Below are 23,359 nucleotides of genomic sequence, written 5' to 3' on the forward strand. Positions count from 1 at the left end.
CGGACAGCGGTGTTGCCTCTGACGCCGATCCGTCAGAGGCAACACGCCCGTGTCCGCGCCTCACTCGGGACAACCTTCTTGTTGCCCCCAGCTTGGCCGTCGCCGAAGTGGTCGAACCACCCCTAGCGGCCCCAAGGTCAGGGGGTCTCCAGCTGCTCGTCGATGAACGCGAACATCTCGTCGTCGGTGGCGTCGGCGAGCACGTCGACCACGTCGCCCGGGCCCAGTTTGGCCAGCAGGTCGTGCAGCCGTTCGACGACCACCGCCCGCAGGTCGTCCGGCAGGTCGACGGCCGTTTCCAGGCGGTCGAGCTCGGCCGCCAGCGGGGCCGGCGAGGCCATCGGCAGCTGCTCGACCAGGTAGCCGGCCAGCGCGGTCGGGGACGGGTAGTCGAAGATCAGCGTGGCCGGCAGCCGGATGCCGACGGCCTTGCCGACGCGGTTGCGCAGCTCCAGCGCGGTGAGCGAGTCGAAGCCGAGGTCGAGGAAGCCTCGGTTGGCCGCGACCGCGTTCGGCCCTGCGAAGCCGAGCACGCCCGCGACCTGCGTGCGAACGAGGTCCAGCACCGCCTTCGTGCGGTCCGCGCCGGACAAGCCGGCCAGCCTCCGCATCAGGGCATCCACCTCGGAGCTGTCCGGCGCCGCGCCGGCCGCGCCGCGGCGAACCGGCAGCTTGACCAGCCCGCGCAGCACGGCCGGGCCGTCGGCGTCGGCGAGCCGGGTCCGGATCCGGGCCAGGTCGAGCCGGACCGGGACCAGCGCGGCCTCGTCGACGCCGAGCGCGGCGTCGAACAGCGCGAGGCCGGTGGCCGAGTCCATCGCGACGACGCCGGAGCGGCCCATCCGGGCCACGTCGGTGTCGTCGAGCTGGCCGGTCAGCTCGCTGCGTTCGGCCCAGAATCCCCAGGCCAGCGCGGTCGCCGGCAGTCCTTCGGCCCGGCGGTTGGCCGCCAGCGCGTCGACGAACACGTTCGCGGCGGCGTAGTTGGCCTGGCCGGCGCTGCCGATCGTGCCGGCCGCCGAGGAGAACAGCACGAACGCGGACAGTTCCCGGTCACGGGTCAGTTCGTGCAGGTTGAGCACGGCGTCGACCTTGGGCCGCAGCACGGTGTCGAGCCGCTCCGGGGTGAGCGAGCCGAGCACGCCATCGTCGACGACACCGGCCGTGTGCACGACCGCCGTCAGATCGGGGACCGTGTCGAGCAGCTGCTCCAGCTCGTCGCGGTCGGCGATGTCGCAGGCCGCGATGGTCACGTCGGCGCCGAGTTCGGTCAGCTCCGCCTTGAGGTCGGCCGCGCCGGCGGCCGTCTCGCCGCGTCGGCTGGTCAGCAGCAGGGTGCGGGCCCCATGCGCGGTCACCAGGTGCCGTGCGATGAGCGCGCCGAGGGTGCCGGTACCGCCCGTGACCAGCACGGTTCCGGACGCGTCGAGCCTCGGCTCCGCAATGTCGTCCACGGCGACGAGCCGGCGGCCGAGCAGCTTGCCGTCCCGCACGGCGACCTCAGGTTCGCCGAGCGCCAGCACGGCCGGCGGCACGGTGGTCGTGTCGTCGACGTCGACCAGCACGACGCGACCGGGGTGTTCGGCCTGTGCGGACCGGAGCAGGCCCCACACCGGCGCGGTGGCCAGGTCGGCGACCGCGCCGCCATCGGTGGCGACAGCGCCCCTGGTCACGACGACGAGCCGCGAGTCGGCCAGCCGGTCGTCGGCGAGCCAGGCCTGGGCGAGGTGGAGCGCCCGAACCGATGCGGCCCGCACTGCCGTCGGCAGCACCACATCGTCCACAGTGGAGCTTCCGAGGGTGGTGAAGACGACCTCCGGCACCGGGTCGCCGGCGGCGAGGGCCTCGGAGAACCGGTCGAGGTCCGGGTAGGCCGCCAGGTCGGGGGTGTCGGCCTTGAGCGTGTCGACGAGGCCGAACTCGTCGGTGCCGAGTACCGCCCACGGCCGTTGCCGTTGCGGCGCCTCGACTTCCGGCAGCTCGATCCAGTCGACCCGGTACAGCGGATCGGTCGCCGCCCGCAGTTGGTCGGTGGAGATCGGCCGCATGACCAGGCCGGCGACGGACGCCACCGGGGCGCCGGTCGCGTCGGCGACGGCCACCTGGAACCGATCGTCGTCCTGCGGGGTCAGCCGGACCCGCAGCATGGTCGCGCCGGTCGCGTGCACCGTGACGCCGGTCCACGTGAACGGCAGCCGCACGCCGGCGTCGGGATCCGTCTCCTCGGCCGCGCCGAGTGCGTGCAGGGCGGCGTCGAGCAGCGCGGGATGCACGGCGAACCGTTCGCCCGCAACGCCTTCCGGCAGGGCGACTTCGGCGAACACCTCGCCGTCACGACGCCAGGCCGCCCGCAGGCCCTGGAAGGTCGGGCCGTATTCGTAGCCCTGCAGCGCCAGCTCGTCGTAGCCCCCGGCGAGGTCGAGCGCCTCGGCATTGGTCGGCGGCCACGCCGTCAGGTCGAACTCCGGCGCGGGCGCGCCGGCCGTCAGGGTGCCGCTGGCGTGTGCGGTCCAGGGCTGGTCGTCGTCAGGTCGTGAGTGGACGGTGACGGCTCGCCGGCCGGCGTCGTCCGCCGCCCCGACAGCAACCTGGATGTTGACCGCGCTCGGGCCGAAGACCAGCGGTGCCAACAGGGTGAGCTCCTCGACCACGTCACAGCCGACCTGGTCGCCGGCGTGGACCGCGAGTTCGACGAAGGCTGTTCCCGGCAGCAGCACGGTTCCCGTCACGGCGTGGTCGGCCAGCCACGGGTGCGTGCGCGTCGACAGCCTGCCGGTCAGGACAACGCCGTCGGAGTCGGCCAGTTCGACGGCGGCGGCCAGCAGCGGGTGTCCGGTGGAGCCCAGGCCGGCGGAGGCCACGTCCGACACGCCTGCGGCGTTCTCCAGCCAGTACCGCTGGGACTGGAAGGCGTAGGTCGGCAGATCGACGGTCTTCGCGCCGGCCGGGAACACCGAGAGCCAATCGACGGCGACGCCACGGGCGAACGCCTCGCCAGCCGAGGTCAGGAACCGGTCCCAGCCGCCGTCGTCGCGACGCAGCGAACCCAGCACGACCGCGTCGACGCCGACGTCCTCGACCGTGGCCTGCATCGGCACCGTCAACACGGGATGCGCGCTGACCTCCAGCAGCACCCGATGCCCGCCGGCCAGCAGCGCCCGGTTGGCCTCGGCGAACCGCACAGTCTCGCGCAGGTTGGTGTACCAGTAGGAAGCCGACAGTTCCGAGCCGTCGACCCAGTCGCCGGTGACCGTGGAGAAGAACGGCACCGACGCCGACCGGGGCGTGATGGGAGCGAGAACGTCCAGCAGCTCCGCCTCCAACTCCTCGACAACCGCCGAGTGCGAGGCGTAATCCACCGGAATCACCCTGGCCCGAGCGCCGTCAGCCTCGCAGCCGGCGACCAGCTCGGCCAGTGCAGCGGCGTCACCGGACACCACCACTGCCGACGGCCCGTTCACCGCGGCGACCGACAAAGCGCCGTCCCACTGGGCAATGCGGTCACGGACGTGGTCAACGGAGGCGGTGATCGATGCCATGCCGCCACGGCCGGACAACACTCGACCGATCGCCTGCGACCGCAACGCCACCACACGAGCGGCATCCTCCAACGACAGCACACCAGCCACGCACGCGGCGGCAATCTCACCCTGAGAGTGACCCAGCACAGCGGCCGGACGGACGCCGACGGATTCCCACAGCCGAGCCAGCGACACCATCACCGAGAACAACACCGGCTGCACAACATCAACACGCTCAAGCAGCTCCGCCGACCCAAGAGCCTCGGTCAGCGACCAGTCAACGAACGGAGCCAGCGCCTGCTCACACTCGGCCAGCGCCGAGGCGAACACCGGGGACTGGGCGGCAAGCTCAACCGCCATGCCAACCCACTGCGAACCCTGACCGGGGAACACGAACACCGGGCCTGGGCCGACCGAGGTCAGGGCAGCGTCGACAGATTCCTCTGCCACGGCGGCAAGTCCGGCGAGCATGTCGTCACGGTCGGCCGCGACAACCACCGCGCGGTGCTCGAAGGCCGATCGGGTCCGCACCAGCGAGATCCCGGCATCGGCGAGGTTGAGGCCGGGGCGCTCACCGAGGTACTCGGCGAGTCGGGCAGCCTGCGCCCGCAGCGCCTCGGCCGACCGCCCCGACAGCACCCACGGGACAACACCGGCCGGCGTCTCCGCCACGGTGGGCTCGTCGACCGCCGGAGCCTGTTCGATGATCACGTGGGCATTCGTGCCACTGATCCCGAACGACGACACACCAGCCCGGCGAGGACGATCCACCTCCGGCCAGCCACGGTTCTCCGTCAGCAACTCCACCGAGCCAGCCGACCAGTCCACCGCCGGAGTCGGCTCATCAACATGCAACGTCTGCGGCATCACACCATGCCGCAACGCCATCACCATCTTGATCACACCACCGACACCGGCGGCCGCCATCGAATGCCCGATGTTCGACTTCAACGACCCCAGCCGGAGCGGCTCCGACCGATCCTGACCGTACGTCGCCAGCACCGCCTGCGCCTCGATCGGGTCGCCCAGCCGAGTACCGGTGCCATGCCCTTCGACGAGGTCAACGTCCGCAGTGGACAGACCGGCGTTGGACAGCGCCGCCCGGATCACCCGCTGCTGCGACGGACCATTCGGCGCGGTCAACCCATTGGACGCGCCATCCTGGTTCACCGCCGAACCACGGACAACTGCCAACACCCGGTGCCCAAGCCGCTGCGCATCCGACAGACGCTCCGCGACAACAACACCCACACCCTCAGACCAGCCAGTTCCATCCGCAGCCCCGGCGAACGCCTTGCACCGGCCATCGGCGGCCAAGCCCCGCTGGCGAGAGAAGTCCGTGAAAGCAATGGTGTTCGCCATCACCGACACACCACCCACCAACGCCAAACCACACTCACCACGACGCAACGACTGCACCGCCAAATGCAGCGCCACCAACGACGACGAACACGCCGTATCCACACTGATCGCCGGACCCTCCAAACCCAGCGAATACGCCACCCGACCCGACGCCACACTGGAGAAACCACCATTGCCCAGGAACGGCTGCACATCCTCCGACACCACCGGAACCGACGACGTGTAATCATTCGTGATCACACCGACAAACACACCAGTCGACGAACCCGCCAACGACAACGGATCAACGCCCGCGCGCTCCAGCGCCTCCCACGACACCTCCAGCAGCAGCCGCTGCTGCGGATCCATCGCCACCGCCTCACGCGGCGAAATCCCAAAGAACCCGGCATCGAAGTCGCCGGCGGCATCGAGGAAACCGCCCTCGCGCACGTACGACTTGCCGGCCTTGTCGGGGTCGGGATCGAACAGGCTGTCCAGGTTCCAACCCCGGTCGTCGGGGAACGGCGACATCGCGTCCACGCCGCCGGACACCAGCTCCCACAGGTCCTCCGGCGACCGCACCCCACCCGGGAACCGGCACGCCATGCCGACCAGCACGATCGGGTCGTCGTCGGACTCCCGCGCCGCCGGCACGCTCTGCACCGGCGCGGGCGCTTCGCCCACCAACTCGGCGCACAGGTGCCGGGCCAGCACGGTCGGGTTGGGGTAGTCGAACACCACGGTCGCGGACAGCCGCAGCCCGGTCGCCGTGTTCAGGCGGTTGCGGAGTTCCACCGCCGTCAGCGAGTCGAACCCGATCTCCTTGAACGCCTGGGTCGGCGCGACCGACTCGGGGTCGGCGAACCCGAGCACGGCCGCGACGTTGTCCCGCACGATGCCGAGCAGCAGGTGCTCACGTTCCGCCACCGCCATGGCCAGCAGCCGGTCGGCCAGCGACTGGCCGCCGGACAGCGCCGCCGTCGCCTGCACGGCACGTCGAGCCGGAGCCCGCACGAGTCCGCGCAGTACCGCCGGGACCTCGCCGGCCGACCGCAACGCGGCGACGTCCAGCCTGATCGGCGCCAGCGTGGGCCGCGCCGACGCGAAGCCCTTGTCCAGCAAGGACAGGCCGAGCTCCGACGACAGCGGGACGACTCCGCCGCGAGCCATCCGCTGCATGTCCACATCGGACAGATGCGCGGTCATGCCGCTGCGCTGCTCCCAGAAACCCCAGGCCAGCGACACGCCGGGCAGGCCAAGTCCGCGCCGGAGTTCCATCAGCCCGTCCAGGAACGTGTTCGCTGCCGCGTAGTTGGCCTGGCCCGACTCCCCCAGCGTCGCGGCGGCCGAGGAGAACACCACAAACGCCGCCAGATCGCAGTCGAGCGTCAACTCGTGGAGGTGAACAACCGCATCCACCTTGGGGCGCAACACCTTGTCCAAACGCTCCGGCGTCAGCGACTCCACCAGACCGTCGTCCAGCACGCCGGCCGCATGCACCACCGCCGTCAGCGGATGCTCAACCGGAACGCCGGCCAGAACGCGTTCCACCGCCGCGCGATCGGACACGTCACACGCCACCACATCAACCGAAGCACCCAGCTCGGTCAACTCGGTCACCAGCTCGGCCGCGCCCGGGGACTCCAGCCCACGACGACCCGTCAGCACCAGCTGGCGCACGCCGTGTTCCACGACCAGGTGACGGGCAACCATTCCACCCAGCGTGCCGACGCCGCCGGTGACCAGCACCGTTCCGTCGACGTCCAACGCGCGGGGAATGGTCAGCACGATCTTGCCGACGTGCCGGGCCTGGCTCATGAACCGGAACGCCTCCGGCGCGCGGCGAACGTCCCACGCCGTCACCGGAATCGGTGCCACGGCCCGCTGGTCGAGCAGGGTGAGGATCTGGTCCAACATGTCCCGCGTGCGGTCCGGGCCGGCCTCGGTCAGGTCGAACGCGCGGTAGCTGATACCTGGATACCGGTCGGCGTCCCGGATGTCGGTCTTGCCCATCTCCAGGAACCGGCCGCCACCAACGAGAAGCCGCAGCGACGCGTCCACGAACTCACGCGCCAGCGAGTTCAGCACCACGTCGACGCCCGCACCGCCCGTCACGGCAAGGAACTTCTCCTCGAAGGCAAGATCCCGCGACGAGGCGATGTGGTCGTCGTCCAACCCGAGCGACCGCAGCACGTCCCACTTGCCCGGACTGGCGGTCGCGAACACCTCGGCGCCGAAGTGGCGCGCCAGCTGCACCGCCGCCATACCGACGCCACCGGCGCCGGCGTGGATCAGCACCCGCTGGCCGCGGCGCAGTCCGCCGAGGTCGAACAGGCCGTAGAAGGCGGTGAGGAAGGCGATCGGGATCGACGCCGCCTCGGCGAAGGTCCAGCCGTGCGGCAGCGGCGCGAGGTATTCGCGCTCGGTCACGGCGAGCGGCCCGAACGCGCCGACGAACAGGCCGACCACCCGGTCACCGACCGCCAGGTCGGTCACGCCGGGGCCGACCTCGACCACGACGCCGGCGGCCTCGCCGCCCATGACCTCCTCGGTGGCGGCCAGGCCGAGCAGCGACACCAGGTCGCGGAAGTTGATGCCGGCGGCGCGAATGCCGACCCGGACCTCGCCGGCCCGCAGCGGCGCGACGGCCTCCGGGGCGGGGATCAGTTCGAGGTTGTCGAGCGTCTGCCGGACGGTCGCGTCCAGGCGCCAGCTCGGCGCGTCGGCCGGCGGCATGAGCTGGTCGGCGAGGGTGGCGCGCACCAGGCGACGGGCGAGCACGGCACCGCCGCGCAGCGCGAACTCCGGCTCGCCCGTGGCCAGTCCGGCGGCCAGCCCGTCGGCAGAGCCGTCCACGTCCACCAGCACGAACCGTCCCGGATTCTCCGCCCGCGCCGAGCGCACGAGACCCCAGACGGGCGCGGCGACCAGGTCGGTGACCCGCTCACCGGGCTCCGTCAGCACCGCGCCGCGGGTCACGACCACCAGCCGCGACCGCGCGAACCGGTCGTCGGCTAGCCAGGTCTGCACCGCCTGCAGTGCGTCGGCGAGGGTGTTCCGGACGCGGTCCGGCAGCCGCTCGGAGTCCTGCTGCCCGGTGACGGTGACGAACACCGTGTCGGGTACGTCCTCGATGGCGTCGAGGCTCGCGCACGAGCGTCCCGGCAGGTCGAAGTCGTTGCCGCCGAGCACGATCCACGTGGCGTCGGGCTCGACGTCCGTGGCTGCGATCTTGGTCCATTCGGCGCGGAACAGGGTGTCGGGGACCTCGTTGCTCGCGGCCAGCTGATCACCCGAGACGGGTCGCAGCACCAGCGATTCGACCGTGGCGACGGGAGATCCCTCGGGGTCGGCGAACCGCAGGCGATAGCCGTCTACTTCGGACTGTTCGATGTGCACGCGGAGCGCCTTGGCGCCGCTGGCGTGCAGGGTGATGCCGCTCCAGGAGAAGGGAAGCAGCAGCGAGTCGCCCTTGCCGCCGATGCCGATCCCGTGCAACGCGGCGTCGGCCAGCGCGGGGTGCAGGCCGAAACCCGTGACGTCGACGCGGTCGGGCAGCGCGACCTCGGCGAACACCTCGTCGCCACGCCGCCACGCCGCCCGCAGGCCTTGGAAGGTCGGGCCATAGCCGTAGCCGAGGCCGGCGAGGTTCTCGTAGAAGCCGTCCACCGACACCGGCTCGGCGTCGACCGGCGGCCACGCCGACAGATCGAAGCCGGCCGCCGGCGCACTGGCACTCACCACGCCGGTGGCGTGGCACACCCAGGGCAGCCCGTCGCCGGACTGCGAGTACACGGTGATCTCGCGCCGGCCGGCCTCGTCGGCGCCGCCGACTACGACCCTCAGCACCACGCGGTCGCCGACGACCAGCGGCGCGGCCAGGGTCAGCTCGTCCACGTGGCCGCAGCCGACCTCGTCACCGGCTCGAACGGCCAGCTCGACGAAGGCCGTGCCGGGCAGCAACACCGTGCCGGACACCGCATGGTCAACCAGCCACGGATGGGTCCGCGAGGACAGCCGGCCGGTCAGCACAACACCATCTGACTCCGGCACGACAACCACGGCCGCCAGCAGCGGGTGGCCCGTCGACCCCAGACCAGCGGAGGCGACGTCCGATACCGCACCGGCGTTCTCCAGCCAGAAGCGCTGGTGTTGGAAGGCATACGTCGGCAGGTCGACAACGCTCAGGCCCTCGGGGAAAACAGAAGCCCAGTCCACGGCGACACCACGGGCGAACGCCTCACCGGCCGAGGTCAGGAACCGATCCCAACCGCCATCATCCCGGCGGAGCGTCCCCACGGCCTCGGCACCGTCGATGGCACTGACCAGCACCGGATGCGCACTGACCTCGACAAACACCCCGAAGTCCTGGCCGACCAACGCCTCCACCGCCGGCGCGAACCGAACCGTCTCACGCAGGTTCGTGTACCAATACTCTGCCGACAACTCCGAGCCATCGACCCAGTCACCGGTGACCGTGGAGAAGAACGGCACCGACGCCGACCGCGGCGTGATCGGAGCCAGGGCCTCCAGCAGTTCCGACTCAAGCTCCTCGACAACGGCCGAGTGGGACGCGTAGTCCACCGGGATCACCCGAGCCCGAATGCCCTCGCCCTCGCACCAGGCCACCAGCTCAGCCAGGGCTGTGGCGTCACCGGAGACCACCACCGCCGAGGGACCGTTCACCGCCGCGACAGACAGCCCGTCAAATCGGCCGATCCACTCACTGACCTGCTCAAACGAGGCCGCGATCGACCCCATCCCACCACGACCGGACAACACCCGACCGATCGCCTGCGACCGCAACGCCACCACACGCGCGGCGTCGTCGAGCGACAGCACACCGGCCACACAGGCAGCGGCGATTTCACCCTGGGAGTGACCCAGGACGGCACCCGGGCGAACACCGACCGACTCCCACAGCCGAGCCAGCGACACCATCACCGAGAACAACACCGGCTGCACAACATCAACACGCTCAAGCAGTTCCGCCGAGCTCAACGCCGCCGTCAGCGACCAGTCGACAAACGGAGCCAGCGCCTTTTCACAGTCAGCCAGCGCCGAGGCGAACACCGGGGACTGGGCAGCAAGCTCAACCGCCATGCCAACCCACTGCGACCCCTGACCAGGGAAGACAAACACCGGCGACACAGCTGCCGCAGCAGCCGACTCGCCTTCGGCCACACCGGCGACACCGGCCAGCAACTGCTCACGATCAGCGCCCACCACCACTGCTCGATGCGAGAACACCGAGCGCGTGGTCGCCAGGGAGTACCCGACGTCCGCCGGCCTCAACTCCGGCCGGTCGGTCAGGAACCGCGCAAGGCTGTCGGCCTGCTCCCGCAGCGCCTCGGCGGTACGTCCCGACAACACCCAGGGCACAACACCAGCAGGCGTTGATTCCACAGTGGACGCTTCAACAACAGGAGCCTGCTCAAGGACCACGTGGGCGTTCGTGCCGCTGATCCCGAACGACGACACACCAGCCCGGCGAGGACGATCCACCTCCGGCCACTCGCGGTTCTCCGTCAGCAACTCCACCGAGCCAGCCGACCAGTCCACCGCCGGAGTCGGCTCATCAACATGCAACGTCTGCGGCATCACACCATGCCGCAACGCCATCACCATCTTGATCACACCACCGACACCGGCGGCCGCCATCGAATGCCCGATGTTCGACTTCAACGACCCCAGCCACAACGGCTCCGACCGATCCTGACCATACGTAGCCAGAACAGCCTGCGCCTCAATGGGATCACCCAGCCTAGTACCCGTGCCGTGGGCTTCCACCAGGTCGACATCGGCCGTCGTCAACCGAGCGTTGGCCAACGCGGAACGAATGACCCGCTGCTGCGACGGACCATTCGGCGCGGTCAACCCGTTCGACGCGCCATCCTGATTCACCGCCGAACCACGGACAACTGCCAACACCCGGTGCCCAAGCCGCTGCGCATCCGACAGACGCTCCGCGACAACAACACCCACACCCTCAGACCAGCCAGTTCCATCCGCAGCCGCAGCGAACGCCTTGCACCGGCCGTCGGTGGCCAGGCCACGTTGGCGGGAGAAGTCGGTGAAGGCAATGGTGTTGGCCATCACCGACACACCACCCACCAACGCCAAACCACACTCACCACGACGCAACGACTGCACCGCCAAGTGCAGCGCCACCAACGACGACGAACACGCCGTATCCACACTGATCGCCGGACCCTCCAAACCCAGCGAATACGCCACCCGACCCGACGCCACACTGGAGAAACCACCATTGCCCAGGAACGGCTGCACATCCTCCGACACCACCGGAACCGACGACGTGTAATCATTCGTGATCACACCAACGAACACACCAGTCGACGAACCCGCCAACGACAACGGATCAACGCCCGCGCGCTCCAGCGCCTCCCATGAGACTTCGAGCAGCAGCCGCTGCTGCGGATCCATCGCCACCGCCTCACGCGGCGAAATCCCGAAGAACCCAGCATCGAAATCCGCGGCGTCGTCAAGGAAGCCGCCCTCACGGACGTACGACTTCCCGGGCTTGTCCGGATCCGGGTCGAACAGCGTGTCCAGGTCCCAGCCCCGGTCCTGCGGGAACGGCGACATCGCGTCCACGCCGCCGGACACCAGCTCCCACAGGTCCTCCGGCGACCGCACCCCACCCGGGAACCGGCACGCCATGCCGACCAGCGCGATCGGCTCCGAGTTGCTGCCGAGCAGCTGGCGGTTCTGCTGCTTGAGCCGCTCGGTCTCCTTCAGCGAAGCACGCAGCGCATCGACGAGTTGGTCGTTGGAGGTAGTCATCTTCGGGCTCCACACTTCGCTTACGCGGGATCAGGACTGGTCGGCGCCGGCGGCGAGGGCCAGCTGCACGAGGCTGGCGGCGTCCATCGCGTCGATGGAGCCGGTGTCTTCGGGTTCGGCGGCCTCCTCGCCGAGCCCGGCGATCGTCAGCAGCGCGTCGAGCACGCCGGCGTCGCGGAGAGTGGCCAGCGGAATCGTGGCCAGCGTCGCCCGGAGCTGCGCCTCCCGGCTGTCGCCGTCCGATTCCGCCACGACGTGGCCTTCGGGCAGAAGTTCCGAGATCAGGTACCGGGTCAGCGCGGCGGGGGTGGCGTAGTCGAACACCAACGTTGTCGGCAGCCGCAGCCCGGTCGCCGTGTTCAGGCGGTTGCGCAGCTCCACCGCCGTCAGCGAGTCGAACCCGATCTCCTTGAACGCCCGTGTCGGCTCGACGGTGTTGGCGCCGTCGTAGCCGAGCACGCCGGCGACGTTGCGGCGCACCAGGTCCAGCACGAGCCGCTCGCACTCCGCCGGCGCCAGTGTCAGCAGCTTGTCGGCCAGCGACTGGCCGCCGGCCTCCGCCGCCACGGCCTGCACGGCGCGCCGGGCCGTGGCCCGCACCAGCCCGCGCAGCACGGACGGCACCTCACCGGCCGACCGCAGCGCGGCGACGTCCAGCTTGATCGGCACCAGGGCCGACCAGGCCGAGGCGACGCCGTGATCGAACAGTTCCAGGCCGAGCTCGGAGGACAGCGGGAGCGTGCCGGACCGCTTGATCCGTTCCACGTCGGCGTCGGACAGGTGCGCGGTCATGCCGCTGCGCTGCTCCCAGAAACCCCAGGCCAGCGACACACCGGGCAGGCCGAGCCCACGCCGGTGCTCCACCAGGGCGTCGAGGAACGTGTTGGCGGCGGCGTAATTGCCCTGCCCCGACTCGCCCAGCACACCGGCGGCCGAGGAGAACACCACAAACGCCGCCAGATCGCAGTCCAACGTCAACTCGTGCAGATGAACCGCCGCGTCCACCTTGGGGCGCAACACCTTGTCCAGCCGATCCGGAGTCAGCGAGTTGACCAGGCCGTCGTCCAACACGCCGGCCGCGTGCACCACCGCCGTCAGCGGATGCTCAACCGGAACGCCGGCCAGAACGCGTTCCACCGCCGCGCGATCGGACACGTCACACGCCACCACATCAACCGAAGCACCCAGCTCGGTCAACTCGGTCACCAGCTCGGCCGCGCCCGGTGACTCCAGGCCACGACGACCCGTCAACACCAAGTGACGCACGCCCTGGTCAACCAGGTGGCGGGCAACCAAGCCACCCAAGGTTCCGACGCCGCCGGTAATCAACGCCGTGCCCTCGGGGTTCAGGCCACGCGGCACCGTCAGCACGATCTTGCCGACGTGCCGGGCCTGGCTCATGAACCGGAACGCCTCCGGCGCACGGCGAACATCCCACGCCGTCACGGGAATCGCGGACAGCACGCCCTTCTCGAACAGGGCGAGGATCTCGACCAGCATCTCCTGGGTGCGGCCGCGGTCGAAGTCCGGGAGGTTGTAGGCGGCGTAGCTGACGCCCGGGTACTCGGCGGCGATCTGGTCGGCGGGCCGGATGTCGGTCTTGCCCATCTCCAGGAAGTGCCCGCCGCCGACGAGAAGCCGCAGCGACGCGTCGACGTACTCCCGCGCCAGCGAGTTCAGCACCACATCGACGCCGGCGCCATCCGTCACCGCGAGGAACTTCTCCTCGAAGCCGAGATCCCGCGACGAGGCGATGTGGTCGTCGTCCAAGCCGAGCGACCGCAGCACGTCCCACTTGGCCGGGCTCGCCGTGGCGAAGACCTCGGCCCCGTAGTGCTGGGCCAGCTGCACGGCGGCCATGCCTACGCCACCGGCACCGGCGTGGATGAGGATCCGTTGCCCGGACTGGAGATCAGCCAGGTCGACCAGGCCGAACAGCGCGGTCACGTAGATCACCGGCACCGCGGCGGCGTCGGCGAAGCTCCAGCCCGTCGGGAGCGGCGCGAGGTAGTCGCGGTGGGTCGTGGCCAGCGGCCCGAAGGCGCCGGTGAACAGGCCGACCACCCGGTCGCCCACGGCCAGATCGGTGACGCCGGGGCCGACCTCGGCGACGACACCGGCGGCCTCACCGCCCATGATCTCGTTGACGTGAACCATGCCCAGCGCGGTGACGACGTCGCGGAAGTTGAGGCCGGCGGCGCGAACCTCGATCCGGATCTCGCCCTCGGCCAGGGGGTCGAGCATGTCCGGCGCCTCGACCAGGTCCAGGTTGGCCAGCGTGCCGCTGGCCGTCACGTCCAGTCGCCAGGGCTTGTCGACCGGGGCCGTCAATGAGTCCTGTTCGGACACTCGGGCGAGACGGCGGGCTCGGACGGATCCGCCGCGCAGGGCGAACTCCGGCTCGCCCGAGGCCAGTCCGCTGTCCAGCCCCTCGATGCCGCCATCGATGTCCACCAGCACGAGCCGATCCGGGTTCTCCGCCTGCGCGGACCGCACCAGGCCCCAGACCGGCGCGGCGACCAGGTCCGTGATGTGCTCGCCCGGCTCCGTCGACACGGCACCACGGGTCACGACCACCAACCGCGACCGCTCGAACCGCGTGTCCGCCAACCAGTTCCGCACCAGCGCGAGGGTGGAATGCAGGGTCTCGTGCACGGACGAGGAGAGGTCGCCGTCCGGCCGCGTGGGCAGGGCGGTGATCACGTACTCCGGCGCGGTGTCGAGCTCGGTGAAGTCTGCGTGCACCGGGACATCGGTGAGTCCCAACGAGTTGTCACCGAGCACCGCCCACGACGGGGTCGGCGCGTCCGTGCCGGCGAGTTCGGTCCAGTCGATCCGGTACATCGAGTCGAGCGCACCGGACGGTGTGGCCAGTTGATCGGCCGAGATGGCGCGCAGGGCCAGCGATTCGACGGTGGCGACCGGCGCGCCGGCGTTGTCCGCGATCTGGATCGACACGGCGTTGTCGCCGGCCGGCGCGAGCCGGGCGCGAACCACCGTCGCGCCGCTGGCGTGCAGCGTGATCCCGTTCCAGGAGAACGGCAGCAGCACGCCTTCGTCGTTGCCGGACAGGATGCTGGCGTGCAGCACCGCATCGGCGAGCGCCGGGTGGAGTCCGAACCCGGTCACCTCGGCACCTTCGGGCAGCGCGACCTCGGCGAACACCTCGTCGCCACGCCGCCACACCGCCCGCAGGCCCTGGAACACCGGGCCGTAGCCGTAGCCCTGGTCCGCCGCGGACTCGTAGAAGCCGTCCACCGACAGTGCCTCGGCACCGGGCGGTGGCCAGGCAGTCAGATCAAAGGTCGGCGCAGGTGCGCCGGCACTCACCACGCCGGTGGCGTGACACACCCAGGGCAACCCGTCGCCGGCCCGCGAATACACCGTCAGCTGACGACGACCCGACTCATCGGCACCACCGACCACGACCCTCAGCACCACACCATCGCCCAGCACCAGCGGCGCCACCAGCGTCAACTCATCCACGTGACCACAGCCGACCTCGTCACCGGCACGAACGGCCAGTTCGACGAAGGCTGTACCGGGCAGCAACACCGTTCCCGACACCGCATGGTCAACCAGCCACGGGTGCGTCCGCGACGACAGCCGGCCGGTCAGCACGACGCCGTCGGAGTCGACCAACTCAACCGCTGCAGCCAGCAACGGATGCCCGGTCGAGCCCAAGCCGGCGGAGGTCACGTCCGACACCAGGCCGGCGTCTTCCAGCCAGAAGCGCTGGTGCTGGAAGGCATACGTCGGCAGATCGACGACGCTCAGGCCCTCGGGGAAAACAGAAGCCCAGTCCACGGCGACACCACGAGCGAACGCCTCACCGGCCGAGGTCAGGAACCGATCCCAACCGCCATCATCCCGGCGGAGAGTCCCCACGGCCTCGGCACCCTCGATGGCACTGACCAGCACCGGATGCGCACTGACCTCGACAAACACCCCGAAGTCCTGACCGACCAACGCCTCCACCGCCGGCGCGAAGCGGACCGTCTCCCGCAGGTTCGTGTACCAGTACTGCGCCGACAACTCCGAGCCGTCGACCCAGTCACCGGTGACCGTGGAGAAGAACGGCACCGACGCCGACCGAGGCGTGATCGGAGCCAGGGCCTCCAGCAGCTCGGCTTCAAGTTCGGCCACCACAGCGGAGTGGGAGGCGTAGTCCACGGGAATCACCCGGGCACGGACACCTTCGCCCTCGCACCAGGCCACCAGCTCAGCGAGCTCGGCAGCATCCCCAGAGACCACCACCGCCGAGGGGCCGTTCACCGCCGCGACAGACAGCCCGTCAAATCGGCCGATCCACCCACTGACCTGCTCAAACGAGGCCGCGACCGACCCCATCCCACCACGACCGGACAACACCCGACCGATCGCCTGCGACCGTAACGCCACCACACGCGCGGCGTCGTCGAGCGACAGCACACCGGCCACACAGGCAGCGGCGATTTCACCCTGGGAGTGACCCAGGACGGCACCCGGGCGAACACCGACCGACTCCCACAGCCGAGCCAGCGACACCATCACCGAGAACAACACCGGCTGCACAACATCAACACGCTCAAGCAACTCAGCCGACCCAAGAGCCTCCGTCAGCGACCAGTCGACAAACGGGGCCAGCGCCTTTTCACAGTCAGCCAGCGCCGCCGCGAACACCGGGGACTGGGCAGCAAGCTCAACCGCCATGCCAACCCACTGCGACCCCTGACCAGGGAAGACAAACACCGGCGATGCCGAGGACGCCGCAACCGACTCGTCGTCGACAACCAAGGCGAGGCCGGCCAGCAGCTGCTCGCGATCGGCACCCACCACCACCGCTCGATGCGGGAACACCGAGCGCGTTGTCGCCAGGGAGTAGCCGATATCCGCCGGCCGCAGCTCGGGCCGCTCGGCCACAAACTGCGTGAGGCTACCGGCCTGCTCCCGCAGCGCCTCGGCCGAACGCCCAGACAGCACCCACGGAACAACACCAACCGGCGCATCCTCCACAGTGGACAGCGCAACAACGGGAGCCTGCTCGATGATCACGTGGGCGTTCGTGCCGCTGATGCCGAACGACGACACACCGGCCCGGCGCGGCCGGTCGACAGAAGGCCACGGCCGCGACTCCGTCAGCAGCTCGACGGAACCGGCGGTCCAATCCACGGCCGGTGTCGGCTCGTCGACGTTCAACGTCGGCGGCATCACGCCGTGCCGCAACGCCATCACCATCTTGATCACGCCGCCGACACCGGCGGCGGCCTGGGTGTGACCGATGTTGGACTTCAGCGACCCCAGCCACAGCGGCTCCGACCGGTCCTGACCGTAAGTCGCCAGAACAGCCTGCGCCTCAATGGGATCGCCCAGCCGGGTACCGGTGCCATGCGCCTCCACCACGTCGACGTCCGCAGTGGACAGACCGGCGTTGGCCAGCGCAGCACGGATCACTCGCTGCTGCGAAGGACCATTCGGCGCAGTCAACCCGTTCGACGCACCATCCTGGTTCACCGCCGACCCGCGCACCACCGCCAGCACCTGGTGGCCATTGCGTCGGGCATCGGACAGCCGCTCCAACAGCACCATGCCGACGCCCTCGCCCCAGCCGGTGCCATCGGCGGCTGCCGCAAAGGACTTGCACCGGCCGTCGCGAGCAAGCCCGCGCTGGCGCGAGAAATCGACGAAAGTGTCCGGAGTGGACATCACGGTCACACCGCCGGCCAGCGCCATCGTGCACTCGCCCTGACGCAGCGCCTGCGCGGCGAGATGCAGTGTCACCAGCGACGACGAACACGCCGTGTCGACCGTGACCGCCGGCCCCTCGAAGCCGAACGTGTAAGCCACCCGGCCGGAAGCCACGCTGTACGCGTTGCCGTTGCCGACGAAGTCGGCGACGTCCTGCGGAATGTCCCGCACCCGCGCGGCGTAGTCCCCGTACATCACGCCGGCGAACACGCCGATGGCCTCGCCCCGGACGGCCCCCGGGTCGATACCGGCCCGCTCGAACGTCTCCCACGACACCTCCAGCAGCAACCGCTGCTGCGGGTCCATCGCCAGCGCCTCGCGCGGGGAGATGCCGAAGAACCCGGCGTCGAACTGGGCGGCGTCGTGCAGGAAACCGCCCTCCCGCACGTACGACTTGCCGTGCTTCTCCGGATCCGGGTCGTACAGGCCGGCCACGTCCCAGCCCCGGTTGTCCGGGAACTCCGTGATGCCGTCCCGGCCCGAAACCACCAGCTCCCACAGGTCCTCGGGGGACCGCACGCCGCCCGGGTACCGGCAGCTCGCGCCGACGATGACGATCGGGTCGTCGTCCAGGGCCACCCGCCGTGCCATCGACGTCTCGACGCTCCGGCCGACGAAGTCCGTGACCAGGCCGCGGGCCAGCGCGGCCGGCGTCGGATAGTCGAAGATCAGGGTGGCCGGCAGCCGGACACCGGTCGTCTCGGTGAGCCGGTTGCGCAGCTCGACGGCGGTCAGCGAGTCGAAGCCGATCTCCTTGAACGGCTGGTCCGCCGGCACGCCACCGACACCGCCATGCCCGAGCACCACGGCGACCGTGCGGCGGACCAGGTCAAGGGCGAACGCCTCACGGGCGTCGGAAGGCATCGCGGCGATCCGATCCGCAAACGCTTGCCGGTCGCCGAGGTCGCGGCTGGCCGCGCGGCGCACGGTGGCCGGGCGGACCAGGCCACGCAGCAGCGCGGGCACCTCGCCGGCGGCGCGAACCGCGGCGAGATCGAGGTTCACGGGCGTGAGGACCGGCAGTTCTGTTTCCAGGGCCAGGTCGAACAGCGCCAGGCCGAGCTCGGTCGGCAGCGGCAACGCGCCGGCCCGCCGCATCCGGGCCAGGTCGGCGTCGGACAGGTGCGCGGTCATGCCGCTGCGCTGTTTCCACAGCCCCCACGTCAGCGACGTCGCCGGCAGCCCCATCGCGCGCCGGCGCTGCGCCAGCCCGTCCAGGAAGGTGTTGGCGGCGGCGTAGTTGGCCTGCCCCGGGCCGCCGAACACGCCGGCGTCGGAGGAGAACAGCACAAACGCCGCCAGGTCGAGGCCGCTGGTCAGCTCGTGCAGGTGCTGGGCGGCAAGCGCCTTGGGCCGCAGCACGGCGTCGAGCCGCTCCGGGGTCAGCGAGCCGATCACGCCGTCGTCGAGCACGCCGGCCGTGTGCACTACCGCGGTCAGCGGGTGCTCAAGGTTGGCCAGCACGGTCCGCAGGGCTTCCCGATCCGCCGCGTCGCAAGCTTCGACAGCGACGGACGCCCCCAGCGCGCTGAGTTCCTCGACCAGCGCGGCAGCGCCGGGCGAGTCCAGGCCGCGCCGGCTGGTCAGCACCAGGTGCCGAACTCCGTGCTTGGTCACGAGGTGCCGGGCGATGAGAGCGCCGAGCGCGCCGGTGCCGCCGGTGATCAGGGCCGTGCCGTTCAGAACGGTTGCACCGGTGCGGGCCGAGACCGGCACCCGGGCCAGCCGGCGGGTGGTGAGCTGCCCGCCTCGCACCGCGATCTCGGGTTCACCGGTGGCGACCGCCGCCGCCACCAGGTCGGTGTCCTCGTCCACGTCGACGAGCACGATCCGGCCGGGGTTCTCCGCCTGAGCGGACCGAACCAGACCCCACACGGCCGCGTGTACCAAGCCACGGGTCACCAGCGCGAGCCGGGACTCCGCGAACCGTTCCTCGGCCAACCAGGTCTGCAGCAGCGCCAACGCCTCGTGCACGCCGGCGTCTTCGCCCAGCGCGACAGCAACGACGTCCGGCACAGCACCGGCCTCAGGCAAGCCCGCGCCCACCGACACCGCATCGACAACCGCCGGCATCGGCACGGTCGTCCACTCGGTGTGGAACAGCGAATCGTGCAGAACACCGCTCGCCGACAACTGCTCCGTCGACACCGGGCGCATCACCAGCGACTCGACATCGGCAACCGGCGCGCCGGTCGGGTCGGCCAGCGCGAGCGACACCACGCCGTCACCGACGGACTCCAGGCGCACCCGCAGCTTCGCCGCGCCGGTCGCGTGCAGGGAAACTCCCTGCCACGAGAAGGGCAGCAGCACGCCATGATCGCGGTCGAGCAGACTGCTGGCGTGCAGGGCCGCGTCCAGCAACGCCGGGTGCAGGCCGAACTTGCCGGCGTCGCCCGCCGGCAGCTCCACCTCGGCGAACACGACGCCGTCCCGCCGCCACGCGGTGTGCAGGCCCTGGAACACTGGTCCGTAGCCGTAACCGGCTTCAGCCAGGTCGGCGTAGAACGTCGACAGGTCAACGGGTTCCGCACCAGCCGGCGGCCACTCACCCGTGGCCACAAAGTCCACAGTAGACGACGGACGCAGCAAACCGGTGGCGTGCAAGGTCCACGGCTGATCCTCGTCGGCACGTGAGTAGATGGAGACCTCGCGGTCGCCGGAACCGTCGGAACCACCGACGACCACCCGCAACGCGACACCGCCCCGCGACGGCAGCACCAGCGGCGCCGACAGCGTCAGCTCGGCCACCTGCCCGCAGCCGACCTCGTCGCCGGCCCGGATCGCCAACTCGACGAAGGCCGTGCCGGGCAACAGAACCGACCCCAGCACGGCGTGGTCGGCCAGCCACGGGTGGGTACGCGGCGACAGCCGGCCGGTGAGCACGACGCCGTCCGAATCGGGCAGCGCGACCGCCGCGCCGAGCAGCGGGTGGTCGGCCGCCCGCAGGCCGAGCCCGGCCGCGTCACCGTCGCGCATCGAACCGTCCAGCCAGAACCGCTGGCGCTGGAAGGCGTAGGTGGGCAGGTCGATCCGGCGGCCGCCAGCGAAGACGCCGGCCCAGTCCAGCTCCGCGCCGCGCACGTGCAGCCGGGCCAGCGCCGCGGCCGCCGTCCGCGTCTCCGACCGCTCCGCCCGCAGCACGGGCGTGAACATCACGTCGGTCTCGGCATCGACGCACTGCTGGCCCATGCCCGACAGCACGCCGTCCGGCCCCACCTCCAGGAACGTCGAGACGCCCTGCTCGACGAGGTAGCGCACGCCGTCGGCGAACCGCACAGCCTCGCGGGCGTGCCGAACCCAGTACTCCGGCGCGCAGATCTCCTCGGCCGTGACGACGCGCCCGGTCAGGTTGGACACGATCGGGATGCTCGGCGCCGAGTACGTCATCACCCGCGCGATCCACCGGAACTCGGCCAGCATCGGATCCATCAGGTGCGAGTGGAACGCGTGGCTGACGGACAGCCGCCGCGTCCGGCGGTCGGCGAACCGGGCGGCCAGCGCCAGCGCCTCGTCCTCGTCGCCGGAAACCACGACCGATGACGGCGAGTTGACCGCCGCGATGCTCAGCCCGCCGGTGAGCAGCGGGAGGATCTCCTCCTCGGTGGCCTCGATCGCCACCATCGCGCCGTCGGACGGCAATGCCTGCATCAGCCGGCCCCGGGCCGCGACCATCGCGGCGGCGTCGGCCAGCGACAGGACACCGGCGACGTGCGCGGCGGCCAGCTCACCGACGGAGTGGCCGGCGACGAAGTCCGGCCGCACGCCCCAACTCGACGCCAGCCGGTAGAGCGCGACCTCGATCGCGAACAGCGCCGGCTGCGCGTACACGGTCTGGTCGAGCAACGACGGTTCGGCGGACCACATCACCTCCCGCAGCGGACGCGGCAGGTGGGCGTCGAGAGCCGCGCACACCTCGTCGAGGTGCCGGGCGAACACCGGGTGCGCCTCGTACAGCTCGCGCCCCATGCCCACGCGCTGCGCGCCCTGGCCGGTGAACAGCACCGCCAGGCCGCCGCGTCCGGCTGTCGCCGTCACCACGTCGGCCGCCGGCTCGCCGTCGGCCAGGGCCTGCAGCCCAGACGCCAGCTCCGCCCGGTCCCGCGCCACGACGGCCGCACGATGCGACAGCTGCGCCCGGCTGGTGGCCAGCGAATGCGCGACGTCGATCAGGCGCGCGTCCGGTTCGTCGGACAGGAACTCGATGAGCCGACGCGCTTGCGCACGCAGCGCCGGCTCACTCGAGCCAGAAACCGGAACCGGAACCGCGACCGGCTCCACGAACTCGGCCACGACCTCCTCGACCGGCACGTGCTCGACGATGACGTGCGCGTTCGTGCCGCTGATGCCGAACGACGAGACGCCGGCCCGACGCGGCCGGTCGGCAGCAGGCCACGGCTGCGGCTCGGTCAGCAGCGACACCGCGCCCGCCGACCAGTCCACGTGCGGCGTCGGCTCGTCGACGTGCAGCGTCCGCGGCAGCGTGCCGTGCCGCATGGCCAGCACCATCTTGATGATCCCGGCGACGCCGGCGGCCGCCTGCGTGTGCCCGAGGTTGGACTTGACCGAGCCCAGCCACAGCGGCTCCGACCGATCCTGCCCGTACGTCGCGAGCAGCGCGTGCGCCTCGATCGGGTCGCCGAGCATGGTCCCGGTGCCGTGGGCCTCGACAGCGTCCACATCGGACGGAGCCAGCCCGGCGCTGGCCAGCGCCTGCCGGATGACCCGCTGCTGGGCCAGGCCGTTCGGCGCGGTCAGTCCGTTGGAGGCGCCGTCCTGGTTGACCGCCGAGCCGCGGACCACGGCGTACACGGTGTGCCCGTTGCGCCGCGCGTCCGACAGCCGCTCCAGCACGAGCAGCCCGGCGCCCTCCGACCAACCGGTGCCGTCCGCGGCGGCGGCGAACGGCTTGCACCGGCCGTCCGGGGAAAGACCCCGCTGGCGGGAGAAGGCCATGAAGCCGCCGGGGTTGGACATCACGGCGACACCGCCGGCCAGCGCCATCGTGCACTCGCCCTGACGCAACGCCTGCGCCGCAAGGTGAACCGCCACCAGCGACGAGGAACACGCCGTGTCAACGGTGACCGCCGGCCCCTCGAACGCGAACGTGTAGGCCAGCCGCCCGGACGCGACGCTGCCGGCGGTGCCGGTGAGCAGGTAGCTCTCCAGGCCGTCGCCGGCCTCGTGCATGCGCGGCCCGTACTCCTGGTTCTCCGCGCCGACGAACACGCCGGTTCGGCTGCCGCGCAACGACTTCGGGTCGATGCCGGCCCGTTCCAGCGCCTCCCAGGTGGTCTCCAGCAACAGCCGCTGCTGCGGGTCCATGGCCTGCGCCTCGCGCGGGCTGATCCCGAAGAAGGCGGCGTCCAGCTCGTCGGCGTCGTGCAGGAAGCCGCCGTGCCGGGTGTAGCTGGTGGACGGCTTGTCCGGGTCGTCGTCGTACAGCGCGTCGAGGTCCCAGCCGCGGTTGGTGGGGAACTCCGTGATCACGTCCTCGCCGTCGACCAGCAGCTGCCACAGCCGGCGCGGGGAGTCGACGCCGCCGGGGAAGCGGCAGCCCATGCCCACGATGGCGATCGGGTCGTCGTCGTGGCGAACGACCGGCGCCACCTCGGCGGCGTCGACACCGTCGCCGAAGAGCGCGTCGAGCAGGTGGTCGGCCAGGGCCTGCGGGGTCGGGTGGTCGAACACCGCCGTCACGGCGATGTCCAGGCCGGTCTCGGCGACCAGCCGGCGGTGCAGCTGCACCGCGGCGATCGAGCCGAGACCGAGGTCCACGAACGAGGTCGCCGGATCCAGGTCGCCGTCGGCGGCGAGCACCTCGGCGGCCAGCGCCGTGACGTGCTCCCGCAGCCGGCGGCGGCGCGACCCCGGTGTCCGCGTGAGCTCGTCGACCAGGGTCGGCGCTCCCGCGGATTCCGCGCCGAACTCGGGGGATTGTCCAACCATCGCTTGCTCCACAGCTCACC

The 23,359-nt window shown here is 70.8% G+C and carries 2 protein-coding genes; both read right to left on the reverse strand.

The window, feature by feature from the left end; translation table 11 throughout:
- Positions 1 to 137: 137 nt before the first annotated feature.
- Positions 138 to 11,681, reverse strand: a complete 11,544-nt coding sequence (locus tag BJ998_RS12480; RefSeq protein ID WP_376775857.1) for an SDR family NAD(P)-dependent oxidoreductase — start codon at positions 11,679 to 11,681, stop codon at positions 138 to 140.
- 15 nt (positions 11,682 to 11,696) lie between these two features.
- Positions 11,697 to 23,339 carry a type I polyketide synthase gene (locus BJ998_RS12485; RefSeq protein ID WP_184861353.1) on the reverse strand — a complete coding sequence of 3,881 codons (11,643 nt, stop codon included), beginning with the start codon at positions 23,337 to 23,339 and terminating at the stop codon, positions 11,697 to 11,699.
- Positions 23,340 to 23,359: the final 20 nt, after the last annotated feature.

Origin of the sequence: Kutzneria kofuensis, assembly GCF_014203355.1 — a bacterium.
Classification (GTDB): Bacteria; Actinomycetota; Actinomycetes; order Mycobacteriales; family Pseudonocardiaceae; genus Kutzneria; species Kutzneria kofuensis.

Excerpts from the sequence above, each read along its gene's own strand:
- BJ998_RS12485 (WP_184861353.1), bottom strand. The coding sequence starts at position 23,339 with ATGGTTGGACAATCCCCCGAGTTCGGCGCGGAATCCGCGGGAGCGCCG.